At 37.6% G+C, this 21,589-nt stretch carries 33 protein-coding genes; 26 read left to right on the top strand and 7 right to left on the bottom strand.

Annotated elements, in window-relative coordinates; translation table 11 throughout:
• Window positions 1-6 precede the first annotated feature (6 nt).
• From IV67_RS01585 to IV67_RS01540, 10 genes are all read left to right on the top strand, one after another.
• A complete protein-coding gene (locus IV67_RS01585) occupies window positions 7-819 on the top strand; it encodes a PTS mannose/fructose/sorbose transporter subunit IIC (RefSeq protein ID WP_057786462.1) in 813 nt (270 codons plus the stop codon).
• A 19-nt stretch (window positions 820-838) separates the two neighbouring features.
• Window positions 839-1,804 carry a PTS system mannose/fructose/sorbose family transporter subunit IID gene (locus IV67_RS01580; protein WP_057786461.1) on the top strand — a complete coding sequence of 322 codons (966 nt, stop codon included), beginning with the start codon at window positions 839-841 and terminating at the stop codon, window positions 1,802-1,804.
• An 80-nt stretch (window positions 1,805-1,884) separates the two neighbouring features.
• Complete coding sequence (locus IV67_RS01575) at window positions 1,885-2,241, top strand: DUF956 family protein (protein WP_057786460.1); 357 nt, start codon at window positions 1,885-1,887, stop codon at window positions 2,239-2,241.
• An 81-nt stretch (window positions 2,242-2,322) separates the two neighbouring features.
• Window positions 2,323-3,219 carry a DNA/RNA non-specific endonuclease gene (locus IV67_RS01570; protein WP_057786459.1) on the top strand — a complete coding sequence of 299 codons (897 nt, stop codon included), beginning with the start codon at window positions 2,323-2,325 and terminating at the stop codon, window positions 3,217-3,219.
• Window positions 3,220-3,310: 91 nt separating this feature from the next.
• Complete coding sequence (locus IV67_RS01565; RefSeq protein WP_057786457.1) at window positions 3,311-3,832, top strand: HdeD family acid-resistance protein; 522 nt, start codon at window positions 3,311-3,313, stop codon at window positions 3,830-3,832.
• Window positions 3,833-4,039: 207 nt separating this feature from the next.
• Window positions 4,040-5,116 carry an ABC transporter ATP-binding protein gene (locus tag IV67_RS01560; RefSeq protein ID WP_057786455.1) on the top strand — a complete coding sequence of 359 codons (1,077 nt, stop codon included), beginning with the start codon at window positions 4,040-4,042 and terminating at the stop codon, window positions 5,114-5,116.
• A gap of 31 nt (window positions 5,117-5,147) precedes the next feature.
• Window positions 5,148-6,026, top strand: coding sequence for a carbohydrate ABC transporter permease (locus tag IV67_RS01555; RefSeq protein ID WP_057786453.1), 879 nt, complete (start codon window positions 5,148-5,150; stop codon window positions 6,024-6,026).
• The gene (locus tag IV67_RS01550) at window positions 6,016-6,834 is read left to right on the top strand and encodes a carbohydrate ABC transporter permease (RefSeq protein ID WP_057786451.1); all 819 of its coding nucleotides are present in this window, start codon (window positions 6,016-6,018) and stop codon (window positions 6,832-6,834) included. Before IV67_RS01555 ends, IV67_RS01550 begins: the two co-directional genes overlap by 11 nt.
• 50 nt (window positions 6,835-6,884) lie before the next feature.
• Complete coding sequence (locus IV67_RS01545; protein ID WP_057786449.1) at window positions 6,885-8,210, top strand: ABC transporter substrate-binding protein; 1,326 nt, start codon at window positions 6,885-6,887, stop codon at window positions 8,208-8,210.
• Between the two features lie 3 nt (window positions 8,211-8,213).
• Window positions 8,214-8,933: a glycerophosphodiester phosphodiesterase gene (locus IV67_RS01540; protein ID WP_057786447.1), complete on the top strand. Its 720-nt coding sequence runs from the start codon at window positions 8,214-8,216 to the stop codon at window positions 8,931-8,933.
• A 44-nt stretch (window positions 8,934-8,977) separates the two neighbouring features.
• Here the strand turns inward: IV67_RS01540 and IV67_RS01535 are convergent, their stop codons facing one another.
• Window positions 8,978-9,376: a hypothetical protein gene (locus IV67_RS01535; protein WP_057786445.1), complete on the bottom strand. Its 399-nt coding sequence runs from the start codon at window positions 9,374-9,376 to the stop codon at window positions 8,978-8,980.
• Between the two features lie 3 nt (window positions 9,377-9,379).
• Window positions 9,380-9,754 carry a helix-turn-helix domain-containing protein gene (locus IV67_RS01530; protein ID WP_057786443.1) on the bottom strand — a complete coding sequence of 125 codons (375 nt, stop codon included), beginning with the start codon at window positions 9,752-9,754 and terminating at the stop codon, window positions 9,380-9,382.
• 328 nt (window positions 9,755-10,082) lie between these two features.
• Here IV67_RS01530 and IV67_RS01525 point away from each other — a divergent pair, with 328 nt between their 5' ends.
• The 4 genes from IV67_RS01525 to IV67_RS01510 all read left to right on the top strand — a co-directional run bounded on the left by IV67_RS01525 (window position 10,083) and on the right by IV67_RS01510 (window position 12,586).
• Window positions 10,083-10,619, top strand: a complete 537-nt coding sequence (locus IV67_RS01525) for a hypothetical protein (protein ID WP_057786441.1) — start codon at window positions 10,083-10,085, stop codon at window positions 10,617-10,619.
• A gap of 15 nt (window positions 10,620-10,634) precedes the next feature.
• The gene (locus tag IV67_RS01520) at window positions 10,635-11,036 is read left to right on the top strand and encodes a DUF722 domain-containing protein (RefSeq protein ID WP_057786439.1); all 402 of its coding nucleotides are present in this window, start codon (window positions 10,635-10,637) and stop codon (window positions 11,034-11,036) included.
• A gap of 340 nt (window positions 11,037-11,376) precedes the next feature.
• Window positions 11,377-11,802, top strand: coding sequence for a phage holin family protein (locus IV67_RS01515; RefSeq protein WP_057786437.1), 426 nt, complete (start codon window positions 11,377-11,379; stop codon window positions 11,800-11,802).
• A 43-nt stretch (window positions 11,803-11,845) separates the two neighbouring features.
• Window positions 11,846-12,586 carry a peptidoglycan recognition protein family protein gene (locus IV67_RS01510; RefSeq protein ID WP_083486640.1) on the top strand — a complete coding sequence of 247 codons (741 nt, stop codon included), beginning with the start codon at window positions 11,846-11,848 and terminating at the stop codon, window positions 12,584-12,586.
• 304 nt (window positions 12,587-12,890) lie between these two features.
• On the opposite strand, the gene IV67_RS01505 is transcribed toward IV67_RS01510, so the two are convergent.
• From IV67_RS01505 to IV67_RS01485, 5 genes are all read right to left on the bottom strand, one after another.
• The gene (locus IV67_RS01505; protein ID WP_057786435.1) at window positions 12,891-13,979 is read right to left on the bottom strand and encodes a tyrosine-type recombinase/integrase; all 1,089 of its coding nucleotides are present in this window, start codon (window positions 13,977-13,979) and stop codon (window positions 12,891-12,893) included.
• Between the two features lie 141 nt (window positions 13,980-14,120).
• Window positions 14,121-14,747, bottom strand: a complete 627-nt coding sequence (locus tag IV67_RS01500; RefSeq protein WP_057786433.1) for a hypothetical protein — start codon at window positions 14,745-14,747, stop codon at window positions 14,121-14,123.
• Window positions 14,748-14,818: 71 nt separating this feature from the next.
• Window positions 14,819-15,499, bottom strand: coding sequence for a PH domain-containing protein (locus IV67_RS01495; RefSeq protein WP_057786431.1), 681 nt, complete (start codon window positions 15,497-15,499; stop codon window positions 14,819-14,821).
• 163 nt (window positions 15,500-15,662) lie between these two features.
• On the bottom strand, window positions 15,663-16,091 hold the full coding sequence (locus tag IV67_RS01490) for a hypothetical protein (protein ID WP_057786429.1): 429 nt from the start codon (window positions 16,089-16,091) through the stop codon (window positions 15,663-15,665).
• A complete protein-coding gene (locus IV67_RS01485; RefSeq protein ID WP_083486639.1) occupies window positions 16,078-16,446 on the bottom strand; it encodes a helix-turn-helix domain-containing protein in 369 nt (122 codons plus the stop codon). The genes IV67_RS01490 and IV67_RS01485 overlap by 14 nt, the downstream gene beginning before the upstream one ends.
• Before the next feature lie 272 nt (window positions 16,447-16,718).
• Here IV67_RS01485 and IV67_RS01480 point away from each other — a divergent pair, with 272 nt between their 5' ends.
• The 12 genes from IV67_RS01480 to ssb all read left to right on the top strand — a co-directional run bounded on the left by IV67_RS01480 (window position 16,719) and on the right by ssb (window position 21,578).
• Window positions 16,719-16,940, top strand: coding sequence for a hypothetical protein (locus IV67_RS01480; protein WP_057786427.1), 222 nt, complete (start codon window positions 16,719-16,721; stop codon window positions 16,938-16,940).
• Between the two features lie 2 nt (window positions 16,941-16,942).
• Window positions 16,943-17,704 (top strand): Rha family transcriptional regulator, encoded by a 762-nt coding sequence (locus tag IV67_RS01475; RefSeq protein ID WP_057786424.1) that lies wholly within the window; start codon window positions 16,943-16,945, stop codon window positions 17,702-17,704.
• A gap of 2 nt (window positions 17,705-17,706) precedes the next feature.
• Complete coding sequence (locus tag IV67_RS01470) at window positions 17,707-17,925, top strand: hypothetical protein (RefSeq protein ID WP_057786422.1); 219 nt, start codon at window positions 17,707-17,709, stop codon at window positions 17,923-17,925.
• A 60-nt stretch (window positions 17,926-17,985) separates the two neighbouring features.
• On the top strand, window positions 17,986-18,228 hold the full coding sequence (locus tag IV67_RS01465) for a hypothetical protein (RefSeq protein WP_057786420.1): 243 nt from the start codon (window positions 17,986-17,988) through the stop codon (window positions 18,226-18,228).
• A gap of 10 nt (window positions 18,229-18,238) precedes the next feature.
• The gene (locus IV67_RS01460; RefSeq protein WP_057786418.1) at window positions 18,239-18,451 is read left to right on the top strand and encodes a hypothetical protein; all 213 of its coding nucleotides are present in this window, start codon (window positions 18,239-18,241) and stop codon (window positions 18,449-18,451) included.
• The gene (locus IV67_RS01455; protein ID WP_057786416.1) at window positions 18,448-18,651 is read left to right on the top strand and encodes a hypothetical protein; all 204 of its coding nucleotides are present in this window, start codon (window positions 18,448-18,450) and stop codon (window positions 18,649-18,651) included. Before IV67_RS01460 ends, IV67_RS01455 begins: the two co-directional genes overlap by 4 nt.
• Window positions 18,636-18,833 carry a helix-turn-helix domain-containing protein gene (locus IV67_RS01450; RefSeq protein ID WP_057786414.1) on the top strand — a complete coding sequence of 66 codons (198 nt, stop codon included), beginning with the start codon at window positions 18,636-18,638 and terminating at the stop codon, window positions 18,831-18,833. Before IV67_RS01455 ends, IV67_RS01450 begins: the two co-directional genes overlap by 16 nt.
• Window positions 18,826-19,065, top strand: a complete 240-nt coding sequence (locus IV67_RS01445) for a helix-turn-helix domain-containing protein (protein ID WP_057786413.1) — start codon at window positions 18,826-18,828, stop codon at window positions 19,063-19,065. Before IV67_RS01450 ends, IV67_RS01445 begins: the two co-directional genes overlap by 8 nt.
• Window positions 19,066-19,225: 160 nt before the next feature.
• Window positions 19,226-19,714, top strand: coding sequence for a siphovirus Gp157 family protein (locus tag IV67_RS01440; RefSeq protein WP_057786411.1), 489 nt, complete (start codon window positions 19,226-19,228; stop codon window positions 19,712-19,714).
• 10 nt (window positions 19,715-19,724) lie between these two features.
• Complete coding sequence (locus tag IV67_RS01435) at window positions 19,725-20,387, top strand: ERF family protein (RefSeq protein WP_057786409.1); 663 nt, start codon at window positions 19,725-19,727, stop codon at window positions 20,385-20,387.
• Complete coding sequence (locus IV67_RS01430; protein ID WP_057786407.1) at window positions 20,387-21,088, top strand: putative HNHc nuclease; 702 nt, start codon at window positions 20,387-20,389, stop codon at window positions 21,086-21,088. The genes IV67_RS01435 and IV67_RS01430 overlap by 1 nt, the downstream gene beginning before the upstream one ends.
• Window positions 21,060-21,578: a single-stranded DNA-binding protein gene (gene ssb / locus IV67_RS01425; RefSeq protein ID WP_057786404.1), complete on the top strand. Its 519-nt coding sequence runs from the start codon at window positions 21,060-21,062 to the stop codon at window positions 21,576-21,578. The genes IV67_RS01430 and ssb overlap by 29 nt, the downstream gene beginning before the upstream one ends.
• Window positions 21,579-21,589: the final 11 nt, after the last annotated feature.

The following is a 21,589-nucleotide window of genomic DNA, read 5'->3' as shown; positions in this document are numbered from 1 at the left end:
AAACGCATGGTTTCAGCGTTTTTTGTAGTTTTAATTTCATTCCTAGCTGGAATGGATGGAATCTTGGATCAGTTCCAATTCCAACAACCAATTGTTGCGGCAACGTTGATTGGTTTGGCAAACGGTCATTTGACTGAAGGTGTTATCTTAGGTGGAACCCTTCAAATGTTGGCTTTGGGTTGGATGAATATTGGTGCCGCTGTTGCGCCTGACGCCGCTTTGGCCTCAGTTGTTTCAGCTTACTTGGTAACAGGACCTGCTCAAGTGAGCGTGTCTGAAGGTATGGCGATTGCCGTGCCATTGGCGATTGCCGGTCAAGTTTTGACAATCGGTGTTCGTACATTGACAGTTATGCTTACGCACGTTGCGGACAAGCAAGCTGAAAAGGGTAGTTTACGTGGAATTGACGCGGTTAATATGACGGCGCTCTCATTGCAAGGATTGCGTATTGCGATTCCAACAATCATCGTGATTGTTGTGGGAGCTGGACCAGTTAACGCTGCTTTGAATGCCATTCCTGATGTCATTACTAAGGGATTGGCTGTTGCCGGTGGATTTATCGTGGTTGTTGGTTATGCCATGGTTATTAACATGATGGCAACGCCTGAATTGTGGCCATTCTTCTTCTTGGGATTCGCTTTGTCAGCTATCTCAGAATTGAATTTGATTGCGATGGGTATTATTGGACTTGTTCTTGCTTTGGTTTACCTACAACTATCACCTCGTTTCAACGGTGGCGATGATAGTGGAAACGGTGGACAAGGCGGTGGCTCAGGTTCAAAGGGTGACCCTGTCGACGCAATCTTGAATAATTACTAGGGTTTGGAGGAAAAGTACAATGAATGATGAAGTACAAGAAGTGCAAGCACAACAAACGGGCAACCATCTAACAAAGGGTGACCGTCGTGCAACTTGGTGGCGTTCAACTTTCCTTCAAGCTGCTTGGAATTACGAACGTATGCAAAACGTTGGTTGGGCTTACTCAATGGTGCCAACTATCAAGCGTTTATATAAGACAAAAGAAGATCGTGCCGCTGCTTTGAAGCGTCACTTGGAATTCTTTAACACACATCCATATGTTGCTTCACCAATCCTTGGTGTTGAAATGGCGATGGAAGAACAAAAAGCTAATGGTGCTGAAATCGATGACGACGCCATTAACAGTGTGAAGGTCGGAATGATGGGACCTTTGGCCGGTGTTGGTGACCCAATTTGGTGGGGAACTGTTCGTCCGGTTTTGGGAGCTTTCGCGGCTGGTATGGCGCAAAGTGGTCAAATCTTGGGACCAATCATTTTCTTCCTTGTATGGAATATTATGCGTATGGCCTTCTTGTGGTACACACAAGAATTAGGTTATCGTGAAGGTACAAACATCACCGAAAACTTGGGTGGTGGTATGATGCAAAAGTTAACAACTGGTGCATCAATTCTAGGTATGTTTATCATGGGTGTTCTGGTTCCTCGTTGGACAACAATGAACTTCCCAATGGTTATCTCAGAAGTTAAGTTGCAAAAGGGTGGTTACATCGACACAAACGCTTTGGCAACACAAATTAACAATGGTAACTTAGATGCCAAGACAATTTCTGACGTTGTTTCAGGAATTCAAGCAAAGCAAAATCTTGGAGCTGTTAAGATTACAACAGTTCAAGATACTTTGAACCAATTGATTCCTGGTTTGGCACCATTACTATTGATGTTCGTTGTTTTGTGGTTGCTACGTAAGAATGTTTCTCCAATTGTTATTATCTTCGGATTGTTTGCAGTTGGTATCCTTGCTTACGCATTAGGAATCATGGCATAAAACATATAAGTAAACTAAAAGCTAGTACATATTGTACTAGCTTTTATACATAAAAAATAAATTGAAGGTAATGTGGAAAAATGGCAGAACAACACTTTGAAAATAAGCCGGAACTAAGTGCAGCAGCAAACGCGGCAATGTCGCCCGTTAATATTCAACCTGGTTATTTGTTCTATGGTGATAAAGCAATCGAATTCCGTTCAAATAAGGGTGGCTATATTATCATCCCTTGGGAAAAAATTGACTATGTGAGTCTTGAAATTATTATGAAATTTTACTATCGTGGTTTGATCATCAAGACCACGGAAGGCCAGTCATTTGAATTTATTGGCGGTAAGCCTAAGAAGGCTTTAGCAATTTTAGAACAACATTTGCAGCCGGAACAATTACGTCGTCGTTTAGGGGTCTTGGAACGACGAAAGCAAAAAAAATCATAAGTTAAAAGCCATTTTATACAAAATGGCTTTTTTTGTGTTTTAATAGTCTTTTATGGAAGAATTGAAATAGAGGGCAAAGAGATGGCGGCACGCAAAAGAAAAAGTTATAACAAACGTAAAGGTAATGGTCAAAAGTTGACTATTGCTGGGGTAGCAGTTGCAGCTGCATTATTAATCGGACAACAGTTCGGGGTTATTTCCGATAAACAAGTTGACCAGTTTTTAAATGTCCCCCAAAAGGCACAACAATCATCCCACAAAATGGGTTCTTTACAGACGAATCAAGCAGAAGGCGCAGCTAAGCATCCCAGCGAAGCCTTGGCGAAGTCTGTCATTACCGCAGATGTCCAAGCACAATTGAATGCAACGAGTATTGAATTTAATGGTACGGGCGCATTTGTGATTAATAATAACCAAACCGATTTAAACGCTGATGTAAATGTGGCGCCTTATGTGCAATTATCTAAGACCGATCGCCTTGGACGCCCTGGAGTTGCAAACGCGTATTTGAATAATACAAGTCGTGAATATCGTAAACGTGAACATACGGGAAACGATACTAAGATAAATCCAGTCGGTTGGCGCCAAATGCGTATGAATGGTTCACAAGTGTTGTACAATCGTGGGCATTCAATTGCGTATGCTTTAGCGGGTGGCGTGAAAGGCTTTGATGCTTCAGAAGCGAACCGTCAGAACATTACGACACAAACGACTTGGGCTAATCAAGCATCAAATGGGGATGCACGTAATACCGGGCAAAACTATTATGAATCATTAGTACGTAAAGCATTAGATCAACACAAAACAGTTCGTTACCGTGTGACACCTGTTTATGACAATCGTAATTTGGTACCCTCTGGTTCTAAAATTGAAGCGAAATCAACGGATGGCTCATTACAATTCAACGTCTTTGTGCCAAATGTGCAGCCAGGCGTTCAAATTGATTACAATGACGGTAGTGCACAGGTTGCATCATAATTAGCACGTTTTGAATGACAGTTGCATTACGTTCTGATTGTGGTATCATTACTAATGATTTAAAGCAATTTATTTTTTTGGAGGTTCAGTCATGAACGAGAGTAAAGGATTTGACATTTTTAGCTTAGTGCTTGGAATTTTGTCAGTTATTTTGGCATTTTTCGTCTTGAATCACCCTGGTGTTTCAATGTCAGTTGTCATCATTATCATTGGTATTTTCATGCTTGTTGATGGTATTCTACATTTTGGCCGTCGTAGTCGCTTGCGCGAACTAGGTATGAAGAGCACAGGGATGTTGACATTCTCAGCTGTTATTGACATCATTGCTGGTTTGATGATTATTTTCATGCCAACAAGCTTTGGTGCAATGTATGTTTGGATTGTAGTGGCCGTCGGAATGGTGATGGACTCATTGTTTGAACTTTGGGCCGCTAAGTATGTTAAGCATCTTGGTAAAGGTTACTACTGGTTTATCGTCATCATGGCTATCCTTGGAATTATCTTTGGAATTGTTATGATGTTTAGCCCAGCATTTGCTTTGACATTTGTTGTGGCAATGGTAGCGGCATACTTCTTGGTATTCGGTATCGTACAAATCGTAAACGCCTTTTAATTAAAAAAATAACCATGTTCTTAATTGCGCATGGTTATTTTTTGTTTGCCTAAAATTTCGATAAAAGTTGTTATTGTATCGATTTATTTACATAAGTCGAAAATGCTTTACATGACAACTACGTTCTCTTTACTTTGGATTGTTATAGTTAAATTGTTAAGGAATAGCAGATAAATAAACTTTAGGAATGAAGGGATTTTTTAGTTCATGTCAATTAAGCTACAGCATTTGAAGAAAACCTATGATAATGGCGAAGAGGTTTTAACAGATATTAATACAGTGATTGAAGATGGCCAATTCTATGTGTTGGTGGGAGCTTCAGGTTCCGGAAAGAGTACGATTCTAAATGCAGTAGCCGGATTCATCCCGGTAACTGAAGGACAAATTTTGATTGGTGATAAAGATGTGACCAATTTACCACCTAAAGATCGTAACTTAGCAATGGTTTTCCAAAATTATGCTTTAATGCCTAATTTAACGGTTGCTGAAAATATTGTCTTTGGTTTAAAAGCACGCCATGTTGATAAAAATATTCAACAAGAACGCCTGGCAGAAGTATTGGATGCCGTTCATTTGACTGAGTATCAACATAAGCGTCCGACTAATCTATCAGGTGGGCAACGACAACGTGTGTCACTCGCACGTGCTTTAGTTTCAGATGCCAAAGTGGTTTTGATGGACGAACCACTTTCAAACTTGGATGCCAAATTACGAGCTGAAATGCGTCGTGAAATTCGCTCATTGCAACAGGCATTAGGTTTGACCGTTATCTATGTGACTCACGATCAAACTGAGGCGATGACTATGGGTGATAAAGTCATGCTATTGAATCAAGGAAAGATTGAACAAATTGGGGCACCATTAGACCTATATAATCATCCGGTTAATACATTTGTGGCCGACTTCTTTGGCTCACCAGCTATTAATTTGTTAGATGCAACGATTGCAAATAGCAAATTAACACTAGGAAATGGCCATTCATTTAAGTTCAATCAAACGCTGGAAGGACCAGTTAAGGTTGGAATTCGTCCAGAAAATGTGCACATTTATCCAGGCGGTAGTATGAATGGGAAGGTCACTTTTGTTGAACCACTTGGTGATGGGACAAACTTGGCGGTTGATATTGGCGCTGGTCAATTGATGCGTATGAAGGTTAGTGAACAATTGTTGTTGAATGTTGGCGATGATGTCCGTTTTGATGTTGTCTTGGACCAAATGATGTTGTTTGATGCAAAGACAGAACAACTATTAAGTGTCGGACAAGCAGAGAATATTGCGGTGTAGTTTAGTTAGGTTAGGTATAGAGGAAAAAGAGATGCATAAACGGCAAAATCTATTGGCATTTGGCTTATTGTTTCCATCAATCCTTGTATTGGGAACATTTGTCTTCTATCCAATGATTAAAACATTTTGGTTGAGTACCCAAACAACTGACTTAATGGGAAATCCAATTAATTCAGTTGGGTTCAAAAACTTTACTAATTTATTTAATTCAGAAATTTTTAGAACTTCAATTACGGTCACTTTGATTTTCGTTTTGGTAACGACGGTGGTGACAGTGGTCCTTGCTTATTGGTTAGCAATTTTGGCTAGCAGTAAGTTAAAGGGAATTGGTTTCTTTAGAACAATTTTTTCAGCGACGATGGGAATTTCAGTAACTGTAGCGTCGATTCTATGGTTATTCATGTTTAACCCGCAAATTGGTATGTTTAGTCGCATCTTAGCATTTCTACATTTACCAGATATTAACTGGTTGTCCGATCCAGTTTGGGCATTGGTGGCAATTATTGGGACAACGGTTTGGATGAACTTAGGATTTTCATTCTTAATCTTATTGGGGGCCGTGCAAGCAATCCCTGAAGATTTATATCAAGTTGCAGATTTGAATGGTGCTTCAAAATGGTTGCGTTTAACAAAGATTACGTTACCAGCGACAGAACCAACTGTCTTCTTCGTGACAGTGGTGACTTTGATTAATGCATTCCAAACATTTGGACAAGTTGATATTTTGACTGCAGGTGGACCTGATTATCATACGAATTTGCTTGTTTACTCAATTTACCAAGACGCATTTGTTAATCATGCGGTTGGTCGTGCGAGTGCCGAATCAGTGGTCTTAACGGTCATTATTATGGTGGTCACTTTTATTCAATTCTACTTAAACAAGCGAAAGGCGGCCCGCTATGCAGATTAGTCCAATTCATAAATATGGCCAATATATCCTTTTAACCATTGTGACTTTACTCTTGATGTTGCCAGTGCTATTAGGCATTTCATTGAGCTTTTCAACAAGTGAATCAATCGCCCAAGGCCATTTGATTCCAGATAAATTTGTCATTACCAACTATATTGATGTTGTGAAAGATACTAATATGTTGAAATTCTTGGCACACAGTTTCATTGTCTCAAGTGTGGTGATGGTTGGCCAAGTGTTGCTATCAATCTTAGCTGCCTATGCCTTTGTCTTCATTGATTTTAAATTTAAGAAGACAGCATTTATCATCTTGTTAAGCACAATGATGTTGCCGTTCGAATCGCAAATTATTCCAAACTTCAATATTATGCGCGATTTGAACTTACTAAATACGTATTCAGCCATGGCGTTACCCTTTTTAGCATCTGCCTTTGGGACGTTCATGTTAAAAACAAGTTTCGAACAAATGCCAGCTGAATTACGACAGCTAAGTGAAATTGAGGGCTTATCTCACTTTCAATTCTTGAGAATGGTGGTGATGCCTTACTGCAAAATTAGCTTGATTACCTTTGCTTTATATAGTTTCTTAACCAACTGGAATATGTATCTATGGCCTTTGATTTCGACGGATAATGATAAGGTGCGTACGGCTCAAATTGGTTTGCGACAAATGCGGGCGCAAGACACTGCTAGTAATTGGGGGCTGATTATGGCCGCAACGATTATTGTGGTGATTCCCACATTGTTAATTATCTTTTTGGGGCAAAAGTATTTCAAGAATGGTTTGACGAGTGGTGTTATCAAATAACTTTTGGAACAGATTGTGGACATTAATTAGGATCTAATAGGAGAAAGAGTATGTTTAAGAATATCGCAAAGTACAGTGCATTATTGGCAATTGGGGCCGGAGTAGCTGCACCAGTAACGACAGTGGATGCTGCTAGCAAGCCTGAAAAAATTGTTTTCTGGCATTCAATGACTGGACAAAATCAAAAGTCAATTGAACGAATCGTAAAAGATTTCAATAATTCACAAAAGGATTATGAAGTTGTTCCAGAATTCCAAGGTCAATATGTGGAAGCTTTGCCAAAGTTTTTGTCTGTTGGGGGAAGTAAGAAAGCCCCTGATCTATTCCAATCAAATGAAATTTCAACCAAGCAATTAGCTTCATCTGGCATGATTGAGCCAATGGAAACTATCACAAAGAAATATAAATACGATATTAATGACATTCAAGAGAACATTTTAGATTATTATAAGATTGATGGTAAGCTATATTCGATGCCATTTAACTCAAGTGCGCCGGTGTTATACTATAACAAGGATGCATTTAAGAAGGCCGGAATTGACGAATTACCAAAGTCACCAACTTATGAAGAAATTACCGATGCGGCTAAGAAGTTGAAGGATGATAATGGTAAGGCAAGACTTTCAATTTTGCCATATGGTTGGACATTCGAAGAATTATTAGCTAATCAAAATCAAACGCTTGTGAATAATGAAAATGGGCGTAAGAAAACAGCGACAAAGTCTACTTTCAACAATGAAGCTGGTAAAAATGTCCTAAATTGGATCAAGACGAATGCGGATGCAAAGACGCTAGTTGATTATGGAACTGGTGCAAATGCTGGTGACAACGAAATTGCTGGTTTCACTTCAGGTCAAATTGATATGTTTATGAATTCATCAGCTTCATTGGGTGATATTCAAAAGAATGCAAAGTTTGATGTTGGTGTGACATATATGCCACGTCCTGAAGGAACAGATGCGAATGGTGTTGCTATTGGTGGTGCAAGTATCTGGCAATCAAAGGGTAAGTCAGATAAGGCGCAAAAGGGTTCATATGAATTCTTGAAGTTTGCAACTTCACCTGAAGAGCAAGCCAAGTGGGCCAAGGATACTGGTTACTTTGCCATTAACAAGAAGTCTTATGATACTGATACAATGAAGGATGCCTTTAAGGAAACGCCAAACTTGAAGGTTGCTGTGGATCAATTGAACGATTCAAAGCGTAACCCTGCAACGGCTGGTGCGTTGATTACTGCAATGCCAAAGGAACGTGTTAACACACAAAATGCTATGGAAAATGTAATCAATGGTAAAGACGTCAATTCTGAACTTGAAAAAGCAGCCAAGCAAACTGATGAGGATATTAAGGCAGCTAACGAGCAGTCAGGAGAGTAAAACATGGAGACGACAATCTTTGGTCATCGAGGGATTCCCGAGAAATATGTTGAAAATTCATTAGATGGTTTTCAGTATCTTGCTGAACACGGTGAAGCCGTGGAATTTGATGTGCAGCTGACAAAAGATAATCAGCCTGTGATTATGCACGATGAAAAAATTGATCGAACCACAAATGGACAAGGTTATATCAAAGATTTTACTTTAAATGAATTACAAATGTTTGAGTTACAAGTTGACTCAAAACGACCGGGGCAATCGAAGCCTAAGCATCCATTAATTCCGACGTTGTTTGAGGTATTGGATATTTTCAAAGATACGGATATCTTTATGAATATTGAAATTAAAACTGACAATATCTACTATCCCGGGATTGAACAGATTACTTTGGATGCTGTGGCAGCAGCCGGTCTAGAAGATCAAGTCTTATTTTCTTCATTTGATTTACCAACAATCGAAAAGCTAAAGGCATTGGATCCAACGAAATCAATTGCATTAATTATCCGTGATGTGATTGAAAATCCAATTGAATTTATGAAGGCACATGAACTTGTGGCATTTCATTTAAAGAAAACGATTCTAGACGGACAACATCTAGATATTGAACGTCCATGGACGATTAATACAACTGAGGAAATGCGTAAAATCATTGAGGCTGGCTATGTGGGTCTCTTTACAGATGATTTTGAAAAAGCAATGCTCATAAGGGATGAATTAAAATAGAAAAAACATCGTTAGTCAATGGGACTAGCGATGTTTTTTTGTGTTTAGTCATAAATAATATCTTTAACGAGTGGTTCAAACCAACTTGGTAAATTAAATTCATCCATGAAATCAGCCCAATTACGATACTCATTGGGGGTGTCGCAATAGACTAAGCGCGCAATCATATGAATGGCATGCTCATTGGTGATACGTTCTTCTTTATTGTTGATATAGGGTGAAAATGTGTATAGAAAAGAAGGTTGTGAAAATTGAATATGACTGATTTCATGGGCTAAACGAAAAGCAACGCTAATATTGCTATTAAAATTATGATTAATATTAATAATGCGTTGCTTGCAGAAGGCAACATCTGGATCGGTTGGCAGTCCAGCGACTTCTTTAATGCTGATGTCAGATTGTTGTGCGATATAGAGTAATTGCTTAAATAATTCTTCATGCATAGGCTAATTATCACGCTTTTCCATTGTTTGAAGCATTGCTAATAATGCCTTTTTATAGTCTTCGCTCAACGGCTTTCCATCAAACATGGCCATGCCTTCTTCTGATAATAATTCATCTAAATTATTTGAAGGGGTTGTTTGGGATAGATGGGTATCTGTAAATGATTCAGATGTATTCTCAAGGAGATAATCGACAGAAACACCCAGAACATCTGCGACGGCCTGAAGGGCTTCTGTACGAGGCTTAACCCCATTTTTATATTGCTTTGAGGGTTTCCAAGTATAAATAGCATTTTTTCCGATGCCTGCTTGTGTGGCTAATTGGGTTAACGAGAGACCTTGTTTATCAGCTGTCTCCTTAATACGATCAAATAACATAATTGAAAGGCTCCTTTTTATCAAATATAGTAGTTTATATGCTTGACAATTACTATATTTAGTAATATAGTAATTGTGTTGACAGGTTGATAAAGAAAACACAACTAAAAAGGACTTACTAGATTAATAGTCGGCGCCTAAACGGGCTCTTTTTTAGCTGGATTACTATGTTTACTATCATATTACTAAATTTAGTAATAGTCAATTAACGATACTAGTTAATCAGACCAAAGAACCAAAAGGGATAGTAAAATTTTAACACAAAGTTAAGTTTAAATGTATTTTTAAGAGGCTAGTACGTTTAAACTGATTTTAGGAAGGGGATGAAATGGTAAACATTACAACTGAATTTCGATTGGCGTTAAAGTCTGCCATGCAAAAATTTGACTATACAAGTAAAATGTTGGCGCATGATTTGGGTGTAAGGGATGCTCTAATTTATGCAATTCTGAATGGACATGTTGATCAAATTCAGCGTCATTTATTTTTAGAGCTTGAGAATTGGATGTCACATGATAAGAAAAAATCGATGGCTGAACGACTATTATTTAGTGTGGAGTATAAAAAAATGATGTCAGATTCCTGTCAAACAAAGCACAAAATAATGCAGCAATTAAATGGTAGTCAAAATGATTTGTTAAGTGATGCTGATAATGCAGCAAATTTCTTAGAAAATGATTTTTCAAATGTTGATACACAGTTAGCCCATCACGTTCTTGAAGCGAAAACACGCCAAGAAAGACTGGGATATATTCAAGATTATCGAACTGAATTGGTGGCAGATTATGGAAAAACATTGATGGCAGTACCTGATGAGGAGCCGAGATTATTAGCACTACAGCTAGCTAATCGCATGCTCAGTTAAAAGGAGGTAAGAATATTGGCGGATAAGTACGATAAGATGTTAAGGCATTTTTTTTCGGGTGGGCTGGATGTTGAGATAAAAATGCGAGAAGCTACGTTAAGGCAGACTGGTAAGACACATGAAAATATTGGTGGCGGTCGAGCAAAAAATAAGCAATTTAATCAAGTCGAAAATGGTTTGATCAAGATTGAATCAGATGAGTATTTGAATCAGTTAAAAAAGCAAAAGAAAGACATTCAACAGTGTGTTGATATGTTTTCGGATGAACATAAAGAGGTTTTTTACCAATATTATCGAAATAAATTAACTTGGCAATATATTGCGCAATTACATTTCATTAATGAAAGTACTGCTAGGCGTTGGCGCGATGAATTAAAACGAGTCTACGCACGACAGGTTATTTCGGATGAATCTTAATTAAAAAAATGACGTAAAATCACAAAATGATTGACGTCATTTTTTTTCGGTCGGGATTGTTGCACGTTTTGGCTTAGTCATGCCTAGCATAATGATAGTGTTGATAAAAGCAAAGTGGACAGATAGTAAGACCAATTTATGGAAATTATTTTTATGTGAGTACAGTAAAACGGAATGCTCAAAGAATAGTTGGCTTGCAAATTTTTAAACGGTCTAAGGGGGAGACGGACTACTTTAGAGATATCAACGTGAAATGTTAGCTTGACTGTTTTGAGACGTCAGGAAAAAAGGCGTCTGCGTTTCAAATCTCAGCATAAAGAAGCGCTGGAAAGGAGAAATAATGGATGTATTTTATAATATGGCACGTTCCTTTGATAAGGGCTGGACCTCAAATTACTACATGTTACTTGTCGCATTAGTTTTTGCGGATTTGATTTTAGGGTTTGGCAGAGCCATTGCATTAAAAAAATTTAACTCAACCATTGGCCTTGCAGGTATTACGAAACATGTGATGGTTTTAATTGTACCCATGCTGATATATCCCTTTGTTGACATTATAGGATATGGATCCGTGGCCGATGGGCTGATTGCATTTTTAGCATTATCAGAAGCTGGTAGTGTTTTAGAAAACTGGATTGCAATGGGGTTACCATTCAAAGAAGAGTGGCGTCGCTTCTTTGATGAAAAGAAGTTAGAACAAAAAGAACGTGTGGGAACGGTTCATACAGACGAAGCGTTGCCAAATGAAAATGATAAGAAACTTTAAGACTACCAAATCGGTGGTCTTTTTATATAGAAAGGAATTTAATATGAGCGAAGTATATTCAAAAACAACAACAAGTAAGAATCCGCAGGTAATGTACAATGGTGGTTTGCGTAGTGGCGCGATTCGATACATTGTGATCCATCATAATGCGACAACTAATAAGGACGCTGCAATGAATACCTGGGTTCAAGGGACTGGATCATATACGTCAGCACATTATGAAATTACTGATAACGAGATTATTGGATGTTTGGGCGAAAATTATGTTGCCTATCATTCTGGCGGAACGGGAGGGAGTGATGTCCCAAAGATTGCAAACATTAACCAACTTTCTATCGGATTAGAACATGTGAACTCATCTGGAGCACCTACCTGGGGCGTTTCAGATAAGACATTACGTCAGTCAGCCAAGTTAGTTGCGGATATTTGTAAGCGATATAATTTACCAATTGACCGAACAACAATCAAAACGCACGGAGAAATTACAGCAACGGCTTGTCCTGGTGGTTTGGATACCAACAAGCTTATTAAATATGCCAAGGAGGCAGCAGGTACAGATATGAAACGATTTAAAGAAGGCGATAAGATTCGACTAACCGCTCAAGCATCTCAATCAGTGTATGGGACACCTTTTAGCGATGCGGCGAGAGGAACCTGGGGCATCGTAACGCGTGAGACTGCAAAGAAACAATCAAAATCTGAGTATTTTTATCAAGTGGTGATGCACTATAAAGACAATCTGACGATTTGGAATGTGCTACAACAAGATTTACAAGATAAATAAATGAAAAACCTAGTAGGTATCTCTTAACTGAGTTACTTACTAGGCTTTTTTATTTGGAATCAAAATTCGATTTTGGTCAAATTTTGGTCAAATATTTGAGTAAATACCTATATATCAAACTTTATAAGGTATATAAAATGAACCCGGGGGGAACAATGAGCATTTTTGTAAATGGCTTTAAACCGCTATAAATACTGGTATATAGGTCTTTCTTAAATTCCAAATACTTAATTAGTTACCGCAGATTACCGCGATTTGACACACATTCCTAAAATTTTAGACACAAAATTAGACACAAAATAAATCATAGATTTTCTAATAAATTGATTGAACGTTCATCTTCACTGTTTCGAGTACTATGTAATAAGTGAGTATAAACCTCCAGAGTCATGGTTATTGATGAATGTCCCAATCGTTCGGAAACATATTTAATGTCAATGCCTTGTGAAAGTAACCAGCTTGCATGAGTGTGACGCAGTCCATGAAAAGTAATCACTTTTGGTGATTTGATTTTCACTAGGTATCTTTTCAGTTGTTTGTTGACTGATGCACTTGTGAGGGGATAATCTGTGTCTTCAACCTGGAAAACAAAATCTGATGCGTTGTGACCTTTCTTCCAAGAATAAAGGTCAGTAATAAAACTTGGAGAAATTGAAACATTACGCTTTGAAGACTTGGTTTTTGTTGGTTTAATAATTTTATCTACTTGGTCCCAAGCTTTGTTAATAGATATTTTGTTTCCTGACATAATATCTGACCATGTAAGCCCTGCTAGTTCTTCATAGCGGGCCCCTGACTGTAAGGCTAATAAAATCATCATGTCGCTTTCAGAACGTTCAGGAAGGGGCTTATTTTCGATTTCAGTAATTAATGCACGCATTTGTGGTTCTTCCAAAAATTTGAGTTCACTTGACTTCCCTTTTTGGCCACCGTACTTTAAATCTGTAGTTGGATCTTTTGAAATGAGATCATCATATAGTGCAGTTTTTAGAGATTGTGTCAGGTAAGTTTTTATCTTCTTAACAGTGGCAAATGAATATTTGAGTGCTAATTCATTTAAGAACTGCTGTAAAATCGGGCGAGTTATTTGGTCTAAGCGAACGTTTCCCAAGTACTCATCAAAGACTTTTGCAGCAAATTTATACCATCTTTTTGCAGAATTTGTAGCATCAGCTCGGTATAGGTCTACCCAATTGCGAAAATAAGCAGGATACAGCTGTTTATCAGGAATAGTAATATTACCGGTAACTTTATTGCTTTCTTGTAATTTCGCCCAATTTGTAGCTTGTGCTTTTGTCTTAAAACCACCCTTATTTTTCTTGGTATATTTTCCATTGAGTTTCACAGATACTCTAGCATACCATGAGTTACCGCGCTTTGTGATATAAGCCATGTTAATTTAAACCTAACCTTCCGTTTTAATAATTGAGTAGTTTAAAGACATACTCAGGTCTGATATAATAATCAAACGGGAGTAAACCCGAGGGGGCGCATATCCTTACTTTTAGCGGAGTGGGGGATATGCGTTTTTTGTTTATCTAATGATCCATTGAGTAGCCAATCCTTCGACTTTAGAAGGCCGATATACACCACTATCGTACATAACAGTAGATACTGGGTATGAAGTTTTTAAGGTTTGACTATCATTTTTTACCTGTATATTAATTTCATCAAAGTTATTTAATTTGTCATCTGCATGATCGTGGAAAGCTTCTAATACATTGGAAATAACTACTCGAAAATCATGGGTATCATTTATCGTGATTACACATGTATACGGATCAGATACGTATGTACCTTTAACGCTAACGTCTGAATACGATGTATTTTCCTGAATGAAATCTTCCAGTGCATAATTTGAATCAAATCCATCTGCTACATCTTCATCCGAACTGATTTCGGTTGAATTTTTATCTGACTCATTTGATCCTGATGAAGTTTCTTCAACTGATTTCATGATGCTGCTTTCAATAGAAGCTTCTTGAGCTTCTTTTTTGTCTGATACATTTTGTGTGTACATCATCAATGCAATAGACAAGATAGTTGTGATAAAACAAGTTATTATAATAAATATTCCTGCTTTTTTATGCTGTTCATTATTTAGTATGAAAATGCCTAAAATTATGCCAATCATCGCTAAAATTAATAGTAAGTATGCCAAAAAAATCTCCTACAGCTTTTAACGTGATTCAGATTTACACGTATGTATGCCATCCGAAAGGGTGGCTTTTTTTATTTGCCTAATAACTCTTTCTTTTGATCTGAAAATTCTTGTTTTGTTAAAATACCGTCTTCGTATAAGTTAGCCAATTTTTGTAATTCGTCGGCTGGAGAGCTAATTGTATTCTGATTGTTTTTAGAAAAATTGATTTCGTTAATTTTCTTATTAAGTTGATCAACAAAATAAGCCGCAAATGGTTTAGTGACGTTTATGATATTGATTTGGCGTCGCCCATTTTCAATGTGTATATCTGCAAGTACCAAACCTGATGATAGGGAGACCCCTTGTATATGATCAAAAGGTATTTCCGTATATTCTGATCCGTATAGAAGACCTGCATCGAACATGATTAAACGTTGATCAGTCAAAACAAGTAAAATGGAACTTATCCCAAATAAACCATCGTTTTTGGCGTTACCGCTTACTACGTAAATTATGTTTTCCGTATCGTTTAAGATGTCGGGCAGCAAAGACAGTTCTTTTTTTGTTCCAAAAGAATCGAAACCGGGTAAGTTACACAACTGGGTATTAATCCGTTTAGATTTCTTTGACGTGGTTTCTGGGTACAATATTTCTGTTTTTATTTGTTCAGTTTTAACTTTACTTTCTGATTTAGTTCCTGAGTTGATAGAAAATATAATTAATAAAGTGCAAGTAAAGATTATTAGTAAAAGGATGCTGAGGTTTAACAATTTTTTATTTCTCCTAGAGGTATACGAACATTACGTGCGTTTTAAGCAGTTTGGGTAAGGTTGGTTGACGTTTAAAGCCAATTTCAGTATGACTCAAATTGAAATATTGAAGATTTTAGCATTTGATTTGCCACCTATAGGTGGTTTTTTATTTGAAATTAGGTTAAGCAGTGCGTACACATTCTTGAACAATAGATTCATACTCTATTGGAAGGTTCATGACATCCATGAATTTCATCCAATCACGTTCTTCAAGAGGCATTTCATGGTAGATTATTTCAGTTAATATTTTTATTCCACCGTGGTTAGCCACAACTTCATCCTTATTTCTTAAATATGGTGAAAAGTGATAAGCTTCACCATGTTGTATATCAGAATATAAGGTATGTGAAAATTCATGAGCTTTTCGGTGTACACGAGTATAAGGCGTCTTAAAATTGGTGTTCATAATAATAAGATATTCATCATCATTTGTTCTAAAGGCCACGTCTGGATCATCTGATTCCCATTCATCTTCAAAAAGTTGAATACCAGCTTGATATATTTTCATATCCAATAAAGCTTCGACTTCCTCAAGATTATTTGGAATCATGCTTATCCTCCTCGAGCATTTCAAGGATATTCAATATTCCACGCTTAGCTGTATCAGATAAGTCTTTACCGTTAAATTTCATGACCATACCCTTGTCTTGTAGAGCTTCATCAAGGTTCACTTCAATAGGCTTTGAAGTGTCTGCTTGTTTAGTATGCATCTCATCTGCGTTACCTAATAGGTAGTCTACTGATACGCCTAGGACGTCGGCGACGGCCTTAATTTTTTCAGTTGATGGGTTATTAGTATCCCATCTATAAATAGTGCGTTCTCCGAATCCAGCCCTTTTTGATACTTCTTTCACAGACAGTCCTCGTTTTTTTGAAATTTCTTTTATTCTATCTAATAGCGTCATATCAGTGTTTTCTCCAAAAAATTAAAGAAAAAAGTGCCAAAAACTGTAAAATTGTGATTTACAAAATACCAGTTATGGTGTACTATATTTCTTGTAGCAGTTAGTAAACGATGTTACACAACATAAAAAAATTATCTTTTATAGCGTACGAGGCGAAAGAGATAATATGTTGAAACCCTGATAAATAAAGGGTTGTTTATGTGTGTAATTATAGTGCCAAAAACTGGTAAAGTCAACTAACTTTGTTAACTAATTATACAAGGAGGAGAAAAATGTCGGATAAATGGGATTGGCGTCAAGAACTTGCAGAAGCAAAAGTTTCTCAAGAGCAAGTTGGAAAACAAATTGGTTTGAAGAAAACACCAATGAGTACGTTGGTTAAAAAAATGATTGTTGGCAAGGGCTTGACTGCCACTGATCTGGATAAGAAACGCTGGTCAGATGCATTAGATTACATTGCTTTTAAAAAAGAACAGGTTAAAAAGGAGGCATAACGATGGATAACGTAATTATTGTAGAGAATGGCGAACCAATGACAACGTCCTTGGAAGTAGCAAAGTATTTTGATAAAGAGCATCGAGACGTTTTAAGAGCGATTGACAACATTATTGAAAAGGGTCTGCGCAATATTACGCAGACCCTAAAAGAAAAGGCGATGGCGTATTTTGAGCTTGGTGAGTATGTGAATGAACAAAACCATCAGACGTATCGTATGTACAAAATGAATCAAAAAGGTTTTTCGCTTTTAGCTGGTGGATTTACTGATAAAAAATTCATGGAATATAAGGTTATGTTCGTTGAGCAATTTGACGATATGCAGAAGCAACTTGAACAACAAGCACAACAACAGTTCTTCCAAGTTGAAACGCCTGACCAACAGACAAAACGCATCACAGCGGAAGCTTACAAGATGCAGTGTGAAAACGGACGAATGAAAGAGTTCCGTTTGGCGATGAAGCAGGCAGATAAGTTGGAACGAAATGACTTAGCCGAGTTGTTGCTAGAAAAGGAAGTGGAAACATTCATTGGACAACCGATTAAGCAAGCTGTACCGATTGCACATACGCCTGATTTATCAGAGTTCTATCTAACAGCGACAAATATTGCCGAACGATTTGGATTAACTCCAACAAAGGTTGGAACGATTGCTAACCGGACAGGGTTACGTGAAGGTATTGATCGTATTCAAGATGCAGATGAACGTTGGTTCTACACAGATGGCGCAGTAGAGAAGATGCGTGCACGATTGGAGGCATAGAGATGAACAACTATGAAAGAGAAAAAGAAAAGTTGAAAGGAATGCTTGCGTTAGGGTGGCTATCACTCGGGACCATCTTAGAGGCCATTATGCTATTAGCCTATTTAATTTGGCAAACAAAAATAGCAATGTTCTTATTTGGGGCAAGCACATTACTATTTGTTATAGCTTTATTTATCTTTTTAGCTTGGAAACGTGGGTTAAAAAAATATCGAAAATGATTTATTAGTGACTAAGCAAATGAGCCAGTAGATAAATTATAAAACAAAAGAGGTACGAACATGACATTACAGGAAGAACTAAAAAATAAAGCCAATAAGAAGTTTGACGAATTTTGGGATGAAATCAAAGGTGATTTAGAAAAGGCCGCTGAAAATTGGGAAACGCTTAGTTACGAAAAAAATACATCAGAAGATCGGCTATTTAATTTTGTAATGGCAAATAAAGGCAAATTTGAAAAAGAGGGCATCATTATTGAACAACTTGACCTCATGAATAAAACGGTTACTTTGAATTGGATGTAGGAGAAGGAAAATGGGAAAAGCTAAAACGGATTTACCCGTCGAACAGTTAATCTGGGTTGATTGTCAAACTGCAGCAAGCCTAATGAGCTTAAGCACTTCGAAATTCAACGAAACAATAAGAGTTGACCCGTTGTTTAGATCTATGGGGGTTGAAAGTAAAGAAGTACCAAGCAGATTTTCGTTAGAGCTTTTAAGAAAGTATGGGAGAGGGGAATACAAATGACAGGAGTTTTATTTGTAACAGTAATATCTGCATTTGCATTAATCGGAATGAAAGTGACATGGGATAAGTACAAGAAACCAATAATTAACATTTTTATGGCGGTATTGCGTATGAGCGCTTATCCAATTGTTTGGCTAACAAATGGAAAACAGCAAGCGGAAGTCATTCGGAAGGAACATTCAAAATGGTTAGCCGATTAAAGCAGTTAAGGCTGGATTTGGGTGAAACTCAAAGATACGTTAGTGAACAGTTAAAAATAGATCCTAATACTTTGTCTCGATACGAACGGGGCAAACATCAACCGGATAAAGAGGCATGGATTGCACTAGCCGATTATTACGATGTATCACTCGACTATTTGATGGGGAGAACTGATGAATAGAATAAAAGAATTGCGTGAAGCGAAAGGTGAAACGTTAGCACAGATGTCAGATGAGATAGGTGTGACTGATAACAATATCAGCAGATATGAGCATGACTTAAGGAACCCAAAATTGAAGACTCTTTGTACTATTGCTGATTACTTTGGCGTTAGCTTGGACTATTTATTAGGGCGGACAGATGAAAAATGGATAAATAAAAAAGCGCACTCTGCTACAACAGAGAACGCTTAGGAGTTAATTAACTTTGGCGAGTTTTTAACTCCTAAACTATAGCATAAAAAAATGAGGTCAGGCAAATGAATGAAGTACCTGATAAGCCGTTAGACCCACCAGACGATGAATACGATGGATTATCTGAATTACAAGTATACACAATGATGGAGGAGTAGTAATGAAGACACTATATGAACTAACAGCCGCATATGAAGAAGTGTTTAATCGTGATGATTTAGATGATGAAACGTACATTGATACGCTTGAAGCGATTGATACAACCATCTATGAGAAGGCTGATAACTATGCAAAGATGATTGCACAATTCGAAGCAGAAAATGATGCTATTAAGGCACAAGCTGATCGTTTGACGCAACGAAAAAAGTCAAATACAAATCGAATTAAAGCAATGAAAGCAGCTTTAAAAGAAAGTATGGAACGTACTGATAACAAGAAAATTAATACGGAGCTGTTTAGTTTTGGTATTCAGAAGAATCCACCACATGTTAAAGGTGGCATTTCAATTGATGATGTTCCTGAAAAGTATGTCAAAACCAAGACCGAAACAGTCATTGATAAAAAAGAAATTATTGACGAATGGAAAAAGAGTAACGGGGAACAGTTTGCTAATTTAATTGAGCAAGGGGACCGTTTAAATATCAAGTAGAGGATAGGTTATGGCAGAAGAAAAACATAATGTTTTTACAGAAATGCTTGCGTTTAGGAAGGCGTTTGACCAACCAAAAAAAGATGGAAAAAATCCACAGTTTCAAAGTGACTATGTAACGCTAGACGCCATTTATACAGCAATTGATAAGGCGATTAAAGAAAATGACATCCAGCTCACTTACACTCAATATACCGAGACAAATGAACAAGGTATGGAATACATTTTCACCGAGATTATGACGACTGATGAAACAAAAGTATATCGTGGGTCTGCAATTATTAGCGCGCGACAAGTCAGAGGGCAAGGGTGGCAAACAGCTTTAGACCCACAAGCTAATGGTTCAGGTCAAACGTATGCTCGTCGGTACAGTCTTGCAATGGTGTTTGGTATTGCATCAGAAATTGATGACGACGGAAATTTGGCCCAACCTAAAGATGCTGATGTAGAAGAAGCACATCAACAAAATAAAAAGCCATCTAATCCACTAAATTCAAAATTTGGCGTCTTAAAAAATAAGATCGTTAACAACTTAAATATTGATGAACAAACATTTTTCAATCAAATGAGTACAGGCCTGAATATGCCTATCCATGATTTTTATGCATTTGCAAAGCTAGATGATCAGACCAAACAAAATGTTCTGAACTGGCTTGGAGGACAGGTAAAATAATGGAACTTTGGGGACGCATGTTAGGTGTGCAAGGGAATGTTGTGAGCTTTGCAGCAGAGAACTTGGAAGAACTTGCAACCTTATCTTTGTACACCCAAGAAGATAGGCCAGAAGCCGTTTTACAGATTCCTGATAACCGACATATTAGTGCAGTACAACGAAAGAAGGCATTTGCTTTAATGCATGATATGGCTAGTTATTGTGGTTATGAAGACAGTGTGTTTAAAGACACCATGATGTTCATGTTTGAAGGTGCTACTGGAATTGAACAATTTTCGTTTAAAGATGTTGATATGACGACGGCAAGATATTTCATTAGCTTTTTATTAGACTATGCGCTTAAATGGCATATTCCGCTGTCTAAGAGTGCTTTGTCATATCAAGATGATTTGGACATATATATGTATCAATCGCTCAAATATCGAAGCTGTGTGCTTTGTGGGAAGCATGCGGATGTACATCACGTTGATGCAATTGGAAATAATCAATTTAGAGCATTAGCAGATCATCGAGAAAAGAGATTGGTGGCCTTGTGTCGGATTCATCATCAGGAAGCTGAGAATATGGGCTGGCTTAGTTTTTCAGAGTTATACCACGTTAAAGGAATTTATTTAGAACCTAAAATGCTAAATCAATTAGGCATTATGACTTATGAAAGGATGAAACAAATCGATGATAAACAGAACCGTACTAGTCGGTAGACTAACGAGAGACATTGATTTAAAGTACACGACTTCTGGGACAGCTGTAGGGAGCTTTAATCTAGCAGTCAACCGACAATTTACAAATACGAATGGAGAACGTGAGACAGACTTTATTAGCTGCGTAATTTGGCGTAAATCAGCAGAGAACCTAGCTAATTTCACGTCAAAAGGATCATTGATTGCAGTAGAGGGACGGATTCAAACACGTAATTATGAGAATCAACAAGGTCAAAAAGTATATGTGACAGAAGTCGTCGTAGATAATTTCTCATTACTCGAGAGCCGAGCGGAGAGTGAACAACGTAAGAATGCAGCACCACAGAATAATGGTGGATTTGGGGATACTTCACAAACACCCAATGCATTTGGAAATAATGCGGCAGGTAATGTGTATAACGCACAAAATCAAAATGCAGGTATGCCAACCAATGGTACTTTTGCGGGTGGCCGAGAAGTTGATATTTCAGATGACGACTTACCGTTTTAGGAGTTATTGAC

The organism is Weissella minor, from assembly GCF_001437425.1.
GTDB classification, from domain to species: domain Bacteria; phylum Bacillota; class Bacilli; order Lactobacillales; family Lactobacillaceae; genus Weissella; species Weissella minor.
Note: the sequence above shows the minus strand (reverse complement) of the source record. Positions and strands in the feature narration are given on the sequence as shown.

Excerpts from the sequence above, each read along its gene's own strand:
- IV67_RS01585 (WP_057786462.1), top strand. The coding sequence starts at position 7 with ATGGTTTCAGCGTTTTTTGTAGTTTTAATTTCATTCCTAGCTGGAATG.
- IV67_RS01580 (WP_057786461.1), top strand. The coding sequence starts at position 839 with ATGAATGATGAAGTACAAGAAGTGCAAGCACAACAAACGGGCAACCAT.
- IV67_RS01575 (WP_057786460.1), top strand. The coding sequence starts at position 1,885 with ATGGCAGAACAACACTTTGAAAATAAGCCGGAACTAAGTGCAGCAGCA.
- IV67_RS01570 (WP_057786459.1), top strand. The coding sequence starts at position 2,323 with ATGGCGGCACGCAAAAGAAAAAGTTATAACAAACGTAAAGGTAATGGT.
- IV67_RS01565 (WP_057786457.1), top strand. The coding sequence starts at position 3,311 with ATGAACGAGAGTAAAGGATTTGACATTTTTAGCTTAGTGCTTGGAATT.
- IV67_RS01560 (WP_057786455.1), top strand. The coding sequence starts at position 4,040 with ATGTCAATTAAGCTACAGCATTTGAAGAAAACCTATGATAATGGCGAA.
- IV67_RS01555 (WP_057786453.1), top strand. The coding sequence starts at position 5,148 with ATGCATAAACGGCAAAATCTATTGGCATTTGGCTTATTGTTTCCATCA.
- IV67_RS01550 (WP_057786451.1), top strand. The coding sequence starts at position 6,016 with ATGCAGATTAGTCCAATTCATAAATATGGCCAATATATCCTTTTAACC.
- IV67_RS01545 (WP_057786449.1), top strand. The coding sequence starts at position 6,885 with ATGTTTAAGAATATCGCAAAGTACAGTGCATTATTGGCAATTGGGGCC.
- IV67_RS01540 (WP_057786447.1), top strand. The coding sequence starts at position 8,214 with ATGGAGACGACAATCTTTGGTCATCGAGGGATTCCCGAGAAATATGTT.
- IV67_RS01535 (WP_057786445.1), bottom strand. The coding sequence starts at position 9,376 with ATGCATGAAGAATTATTTAAGCAATTACTCTATATCGCACAACAATCT.
- IV67_RS01530 (WP_057786443.1), bottom strand. The coding sequence starts at position 9,754 with ATGTTATTTGATCGTATTAAGGAGACAGCTGATAAACAAGGTCTCTCG.
- IV67_RS01525 (WP_057786441.1), top strand. The coding sequence starts at position 10,083 with ATGGTAAACATTACAACTGAATTTCGATTGGCGTTAAAGTCTGCCATG.
- IV67_RS01515 (WP_057786437.1), top strand. The coding sequence starts at position 11,377 with ATGGATGTATTTTATAATATGGCACGTTCCTTTGATAAGGGCTGGACC.
- IV67_RS01510 (WP_083486640.1), top strand. The coding sequence starts at position 11,846 with ATGAGCGAAGTATATTCAAAAACAACAACAAGTAAGAATCCGCAGGTA.
- IV67_RS01505 (WP_057786435.1), bottom strand. The coding sequence starts at position 13,979 with ATGGCTTATATCACAAAGCGCGGTAACTCATGGTATGCTAGAGTATCT.
- IV67_RS01490 (WP_057786429.1), bottom strand. The coding sequence starts at position 16,091 with ATGATTCCAAATAATCTTGAGGAAGTCGAAGCTTTATTGGATATGAAA.
- IV67_RS01485 (WP_083486639.1), bottom strand. The coding sequence starts at position 16,446 with ATGACGCTATTAGATAGAATAAAAGAAATTTCAAAAAAACGAGGACTG.
- IV67_RS01480 (WP_057786427.1), top strand. The coding sequence starts at position 16,719 with ATGTCGGATAAATGGGATTGGCGTCAAGAACTTGCAGAAGCAAAAGTT.
- IV67_RS01475 (WP_057786424.1), top strand. The coding sequence starts at position 16,943 with ATGGATAACGTAATTATTGTAGAGAATGGCGAACCAATGACAACGTCC.
- IV67_RS01470 (WP_057786422.1), top strand. The coding sequence starts at position 17,707 with ATGAACAACTATGAAAGAGAAAAAGAAAAGTTGAAAGGAATGCTTGCG.
- IV67_RS01465 (WP_057786420.1), top strand. The coding sequence starts at position 17,986 with ATGACATTACAGGAAGAACTAAAAAATAAAGCCAATAAGAAGTTTGAC.
- IV67_RS01460 (WP_057786418.1), top strand. The coding sequence starts at position 18,239 with ATGGGAAAAGCTAAAACGGATTTACCCGTCGAACAGTTAATCTGGGTT.
- IV67_RS01455 (WP_057786416.1), top strand. The coding sequence starts at position 18,448 with ATGACAGGAGTTTTATTTGTAACAGTAATATCTGCATTTGCATTAATC.
- IV67_RS01450 (WP_057786414.1), top strand. The coding sequence starts at position 18,636 with ATGGTTAGCCGATTAAAGCAGTTAAGGCTGGATTTGGGTGAAACTCAA.
- IV67_RS01445 (WP_057786413.1), top strand. The coding sequence starts at position 18,826 with ATGAATAGAATAAAAGAATTGCGTGAAGCGAAAGGTGAAACGTTAGCA.
- IV67_RS01440 (WP_057786411.1), top strand. The coding sequence starts at position 19,226 with ATGAAGACACTATATGAACTAACAGCCGCATATGAAGAAGTGTTTAAT.
- IV67_RS01435 (WP_057786409.1), top strand. The coding sequence starts at position 19,725 with ATGGCAGAAGAAAAACATAATGTTTTTACAGAAATGCTTGCGTTTAGG.
- IV67_RS01430 (WP_057786407.1), top strand. The coding sequence starts at position 20,387 with ATGGAACTTTGGGGACGCATGTTAGGTGTGCAAGGGAATGTTGTGAGC.
- ssb (WP_057786404.1), top strand. The coding sequence starts at position 21,060 with ATGATAAACAGAACCGTACTAGTCGGTAGACTAACGAGAGACATTGAT.